The sequence below is a fragment of the Streptomyces sp. SBT349 genome, assembly GCF_001083795.1.
GTDB lineage: Bacteria > Actinomycetota > Actinomycetes > Streptomycetales > Streptomycetaceae > Streptomyces.
On record NZ_LAVK01000414.1, the window covers coordinates 1 to 5,849 of the forward strand.

Consider the following 5,849-nt stretch of genomic DNA (forward strand, 5'->3'; position numbering starts at 1 on the left):
CCCTTCGGCCCGCCGGCCGCCGACCCGGTCGCCGCGGCCGCCAGGGGCGCGCACGCGCACCGTGCGCGCCCCACGGGTCGCACCGCGGGCGCCGGAGGCGGTCAGAGCACCGACAGCTCGGCGACCAGGTCGTCCAGGCCGAGCGCGCCCTGCGACAGCGCCGCCATGTGCCACTTCTTCGCGTCGAACGCCGCGCCGTGCGCCGCCTTCGCCGCCTCCCGGCCCCGGAGCCAGGCGCGTTCGCCCAGCTTGTAGCCGATGGCCTGCCCCGGCATGCCCAGATAGCGCACCAGCTCGCTCTCCACGAAGTCCGCGGGGCGCCCGCTGTGCCGGTTGAAGAACTCCTGCGCCAGCGCGGGCGTCCAGCGTTCGCCCGGCTCGAACGGGGAGTCGTCCGGGATCCGCAGCTCCAGGTGCATCCCGATGTCGATGATGACCCGCACCGCGCGCATCATCTGGCAGTCCAGATAGCCGAGTCGGCGCTCCGCGTTGTACAGGAAGCCCAGCTCGTCCATCAGCCGCTCCGCGTACAGCGCCCAGCCCTCGGCGTTGGCGCTGACCCCGCCCACCGTCGTCTGGTAGCGCGACAGGTCGTCCGCGACGTGCACCCACTGCGCCAGCTGGAGGTGGTGGCCGGGCACGCCCTCGTGGTACCAGGTGGAGACCAGGTCGTAGACGGGGAAACGGGTCTGGCCCAGCGTCGGCAGCCAGGTGCGGCCCGGACGGGAGAAGTCGAGCGAGGGGCTGGTGTAGTAGGGCGCCGCCGCGCTGCCGGGCGGCGCGATCATCGACTCCACCCGCTTGACCCGGTCGGCCAGTTCGAAGTGCGTGCCGTCCAGGGCGCCGATCGCGTCGTCCATGAGCCGCTGGAGCCACTCCCGCACCGCCTCGACGCCCTCGACCGCCTCGCCCTCGGTGTCCAGGTGGTGCAGCACCTCCCACGGCGAGGAGCCCGGCAGGATCTTCCCCGCCTCGGCCCGCATCTCGGCGTGCAGCCGGTGGAACTCGGACCAGCCGTAGGCGTAGGCGTCCTCCAGATCCAGGTCCGTTCCGTTCCAGTAGCGCACCCAGCGGGCGTACCGCTCGCGGCCGACGATCTCGGGGGAGCCCGCGACCGCGGGCGCGTACCGGTCCCGCAGCCACTCCCGCAGCCGGACGACGCCGCCGGTCGCCTCCCGCGCCGCCGCGTCGAGCTCCGCGCGGAGCGCCTCGGGGCCGTCGGCCGCGAACGCGCCGAACCAGCCGCCGCCCGCCCCCTCCGTCCACTCGCCGAGCTGCCCGATCACCGTCTCCACCTGCCGGGGGCCCGCGTGCAGCGAACGGTTCAGGCCCTCGGCCAGCGACGCCCGGTATCCGTCCAGGGCCCCGGGCACCGCGCGCAGGCGGCGCGCCACCGCCGCCCAGTCCTCCTCCGTCTCGGTGGGGGTGATCGTGAACCCCTCGCGCACCGAGTGGACCGGCGAGTGCAGATTGCTGACCGCGCGCAGCGGTTCACCCGCGTCGTGCACCGCCAGCTCGGCGGTCAGCCGCTCGCGCAGCAGCCGGCCGCAGCGCCGCTCGGCGTCGCCGTCGCCCCCGGGAAGCGCCTCGGCCGCGGGGAGCCGGGCCAGCGTGCGGCGGGCGAGGTCGGCGAGGGCCTCCTGGCCCGCCGGGGAGAAGTCGGGCAGGCGGTCAGCCGTGCCGGGCACGCCCAGGTAGGTGCCGGTGAGCGGGTCGAGCTCCACCAGTTCGTCCACGTAGGAATCGGCGAGCCGACGGGGAAGAGCAGCGCGTAGATCTGACATGGACCCATCCTGGTATGCGAAGCCGCGTACGTCACCACCCGGCCGGCGCGGGGAGCGCGGCGGGCGGCCGGGGGTACCTGCCGCCGGGAGCGAGCCGGGCGGCGATCACCAGCGCGCCGTCCTCGGCCCGGTGGTCCACCGGCAGGCCGGTCGCGCGCATGACCGCGATCATCCCGGCGTTGGTCTCCTGCGTGACCGCGTACACCACCTCGCTGCGGGCGCGGGCGGCCAGGCCGATCAGCGAGCGCAGCACCGCCGTGCCCACCCCGAGCCGCTGCCAGGCGTCCGCGACCAGCAGCGTGACCTCCGACTCCTCCTCGTCCCACAGCAGATGGCCGAGCGCGACCACCTCGCCCCCGCCGGTGACGGCGACCACGCTGCGGCCGAGGCTCGGGCTGAGCAGGTTCCGCAGATGACCGTCGGCCTCCTCGGCGCCGCCCCGGTAGCGCCGGTCCAGCGTCCGCTCCGAGCACCGCCGGTGCAGCGCGAGCGCCGCGTCCAGGTCGCCGGGGCCCGCGGCCCGCAGCAGCAGATCCCGGCCCCCAGCCGTCACCACGCGCGGGCGCGGACCGAGGTCCGCCTCGCGCCCCGCGAGCGGCGGGCAGGCGCGCCCCGACACATAGCCCCCGGCGGTCCGCCCAAGTCGGCCGCGGGGAAAGTGAATCGAGGTGCCGGGTGCGTCGGAGTCGTCCATGGGAGCACTCTCGCGCTCAGTTATTGCGTGATCACGAACGCCCTGTGACCGAAGGGTAAAGGGGCCTACGCGGGAAATGTTCTCTTTGGGGTCATTGGGGCGTCGAAAGGCTCCCGGGACGTCTCCGGCAGCAGGCGTACCGCGCAGCGGTCACGGCCGGTGTGTGAGGTGCGTTACCCGGGACCGGCCGCACGTGCCTCGGGCCCGTCACCTCCGCGCCCCGGAACGGCCGCTCCGCACCCTCGACTGGACAGGGCGGAGCGGCCTCGGGTGGGATGAACCCGTGGGAGAACACGCGGATGACGCGGGCGACGCGGACGACAAGGCCCTGGCCCTCTTCGAGGAGCACCGTTCGACGCTCTTCGCAGTGGCGTACCGCATGCTGGGCCGGGTCACCGACGCCGAGGACACCGTTCAGGAGGCGTGGCTGCGCTGGTCGGCGGGCGACCGCTCCGACGTCCAGGAGCCGCGCGCCTACCTGGTGCGCATCGTCAGCCGCCTCGCCATCGACCGGCTGCGGCAGCTGACCGCCCGCAAGGAGACCTACGTCGGCCCCTGGCTCCCCGAGCCGCTGCCCACCGACCGGGCCGTCCTCGGCCCCGAGGCGGCGCCCGACGGCGCCGACCGCGCGGTCCTCGCCGACACCGTCTCCTACGCTGTCCTGCTGGTGATGGAGTCGCTCTCGCCGCTGGAGCGGGCGGTGTTCGTGCTCCGCGAGGCGTTCGGCCTGCCCTATGCCGAGATCGCGACCGCGCTGGGCCGCGGCCAGGACGCGGTGCGCCAACTGGCCGGGCGCGCCCGCCGCCACATGGAGGAGCGCCGCCCCCGGTTCACGGTGGACGCCGACCAGCAGCGCCACCTCACCGAGCGGTTCCTGGCCGCCGCCCTCGAAGGCGACCTGGACGGGCTGCTGACGATCCTCGCCCCCGACGTCACCTTCGTCGGCGACAGCGGCGGCAAGACGAAGGGCCCGCTGCGCCCGATCCGCGGCGCGGGCGACGTCAGCCGCTTCACCGCGGGCATCGCGCGGCGCGCGCTGGTGGTCCCGGAGTTCCACCTGGTCGACCTCAACGGCGGCCCCGCCCTGCTGGTCAGCGAGGAGGGCCGCCTCCCGTACGCCGTCATCCTGCTGGAGGTCGCCGACGGCCTGGTGCGGCGGGTCCTGATGGTCGGCAACCCCGACAAGATCGCCCACCTCCCCGTCCCCGACCACCGGATCCGCCTCGACGACGCGGAGGACCGCCCACGAGCCTGACCCCGGAGGCTCCACGGGCCTGACGCCGGACAGGCCCTAGAGCCCGCCCGCCACCCGGAGCACCGCGCCCGACGTGTACGAGGCCTCGTCCGAGAGCAGCCAGGCGACGGCGCCCGCGATCTCCTCCGGCTCGCCGGGGCGCCGCATCGGCACCCGGTCCGGGTTGCGCCAGGGCCGCTCCGGGTCGCCCATGGCGGCGTGCATGTCGGTGAGGGTCATGCCGGGCTGCACCGAGTTCACCCGGACCCCCTCGGGGCCCAACTCCTTGGAGAGGCCCACGGTCAACGCGTCCACCGCCGCCTTGGTCGCCGCGTAGTGGACGTACTCGCCGGGGCTGCCGAGGGTGGCGGCGCCCGAGGATATGTTCACGATGGCGCCGCCCGAGCCGCCGTGCCGCGTCGACATCTCCCGCGCCGCCCGCCGCGCGCACAGCAGCGTCCCCAGCACGTTGACGTCCACCACCCGCCGCATGACGTCGGTCGGCGTCTCGGTGAACCGGCCGAGCGGGCCGGTCACCCCCGCGTTGTTCACCAGCCCGGTCACCGGCCCCAGACGCGCCACCGCCGCGTCGAACAGGCCGTGCACCTCGCTCTCCACCGCCACGTCCGCGCGGAACGTCAGCGCAGCCCGGCCCGCCGAGCGGACCCGGTCGGCCACCCGCTCCGCCGCGCCGGCGTCCCGCACATAGCCGAGCGCCACGTCGTGGCCCGCCGCGGCGAGCCGTACGGCGACCGCCGCCCCGATGCCCCGGCTGCCGCCGGTGACCACCGTCACCTTCTGTTCCGTCCGGTCCCTCTGCTGTCCCTGGTGCACACGACGACTCTACGGTCGGGCGGATTGGTCTTGACCAAGCCCCCCGACCGGCCTAAGGTCCCATATACGCAACAACCTTTCATAATCGAGCCGCGCGGCGATCGCACGCCCGTGGACGAACGTGGAGGCACGGGTGGGGACCACAGAGCTCGACCAGCAGCCGGAGCCCAAGTACCGGCACCTCAAGGCGGTGCTGTCACGGGCCCTCGACACGGAGTTCTCCGTCGGCCAGGCCCTGCCGAACGAGCGGGAGCTCGCCGCCAGGTTCGGCGTCGCCCGCGCCACCCTGCGCCAGGCCCTCGACCAGCTCGAACTGGAGGGCCGCCTCCAGCGCCGCCGCGGCGTCGGCACCACGGTCGCGCCGCCGCGCGTCGGCGTGGACGTGAGCCCCCGGCAGCACACCTGGCCCGGCGCCCCGGGCGACACCTGGGTCGCGGGGGACTCGGTCACCACCGCGCCGCCGCCCGCGGTGGCGCGCGCGCTCGACGTGCCCGCGGACGAGCCGGTCGAGGTCGTGCACCGCACCCTGGTCGCGCACGGCCAGCCCGTCGCCGCCGAGCAGCTCTACATCGCGTCCGCGGCGCTGCCCGCGGGCGGTGGGCCCCGGCCGGCCCCCGGCGCCGAGCGGGCCCGCGCCATCCTGGCGCGGCTCCAGCGCCTGGAGGCCGGCGGCCAGGACCGGGCCGTCGAGCTCGGCTCGGCCGGCTCGGAGGACGCCCGCCGCCTGGACCGGCTGCCCGGCTCCCCGGTGCTGATCGTCACCACCCGCTACGCGGCCGCGGGCCGCACCGTGGCCGTCGGCGTGTCCACCTACCGGGCCGACACCTGCCGCCTCACCTTCGGCAACCAGGCGCCGCTCTCCCTCAGCGCGAGCTGACCCCGCCCTCCACGGCGAACAGCTCCCGCTCCACCTCGTCCAGCGCCAGCCGCAGCGCCCCGGTGGCGACGGCCGCCCCGCCCAGCGCGGAGGCCACCACCCGGGGCGTGCGCAGGCAGTAACGCTCCAGCTCGCGCCTGACCGGCTCCACCACGCCGTCGAGCCCCGCCGCCCAGCCGCCGATCACCACCAGCTCCGGGTCGAGCGCCAGCACCAGCGCCGCCACGTCGTGCACCAGACGCGCGACGAAACGGCCCACCGCCGCCCCGGCCCGCCGGTCGCCCTCCCTGGCCTCCGCGATCACCCGCGCCACCGCCAGCTCGTCGAGCGGGTCGAGCGGCTCGCCCGAGGTGGACAGCAGCCGCTCCGGCGTCGCCTGCCGCCCCAGCAGATGCAGCGCCCCGATCTCCCCGGCCGGCCCCCGGC

General features: G+C 75.5%; 6 protein-coding genes. 2 read left to right on the forward strand and 4 right to left on the reverse strand.

Going from position 1 to position 5,849, the window contains the following annotated elements; all coding sequences use genetic code 11:
• Nucleotides 1–101: 101 nt before the first annotated feature.
• Together ADY01_RS31585 and ADY01_RS31590 are read right to left on the reverse strand one after the other, a co-directional pair.
• A complete protein-coding gene (locus ADY01_RS31585) occupies nt 102–1,784 on the reverse strand; it encodes a DUF885 domain-containing protein (protein ID WP_049580154.1) in 1,683 nt (560 codons plus the stop codon).
• 31 nt (nt 1,785–1,815) lie between these two features.
• Entirely contained in the window at nt 1,816–2,478 is a 663-nt protein-coding gene (locus tag ADY01_RS31590) for a GNAT family N-acetyltransferase (RefSeq protein ID WP_107081887.1), read from the reverse strand.
• Between the two features lie 283 nt (nt 2,479–2,761).
• Between ADY01_RS31590 and sigJ the strand changes: the two genes are divergently transcribed.
• Nucleotides 2,762–3,733: an RNA polymerase sigma factor SigJ gene (gene sigJ / locus ADY01_RS31595; protein ID WP_049580155.1), complete on the forward strand. Its 972-nt coding sequence runs from the start codon at nt 2,762–2,764 to the stop codon at nt 3,731–3,733.
• 36 nt (nt 3,734–3,769) lie between these two features.
• Here the strand turns inward: sigJ and ADY01_RS31600 are convergent, their stop codons facing one another.
• Entirely contained in the window at nt 3,770–4,546 is a 777-nt protein-coding gene (locus tag ADY01_RS31600; protein ID WP_078900782.1) for an SDR family oxidoreductase, read from the reverse strand.
• 133 nt (nt 4,547–4,679) lie between these two features.
• Here ADY01_RS31600 and ADY01_RS31605 point away from each other — a divergent pair, with 133 nt between their 5' ends.
• Nucleotides 4,680–5,423, forward strand: coding sequence for a GntR family transcriptional regulator (locus ADY01_RS31605; protein WP_049580157.1), 744 nt, complete (start codon nt 4,680–4,682; stop codon nt 5,421–5,423).
• Here ADY01_RS31605 and ADY01_RS31610 read toward each other — a convergent pair.
• Nucleotides 5,410–5,849, reverse strand: a 440-nt coding sequence (locus tag ADY01_RS31610) for an ROK family protein (RefSeq protein WP_049580158.1), incomplete at its 5' end; no start/stop codon positions are given. The genes ADY01_RS31605 and ADY01_RS31610 overlap by 14 nt on opposite strands.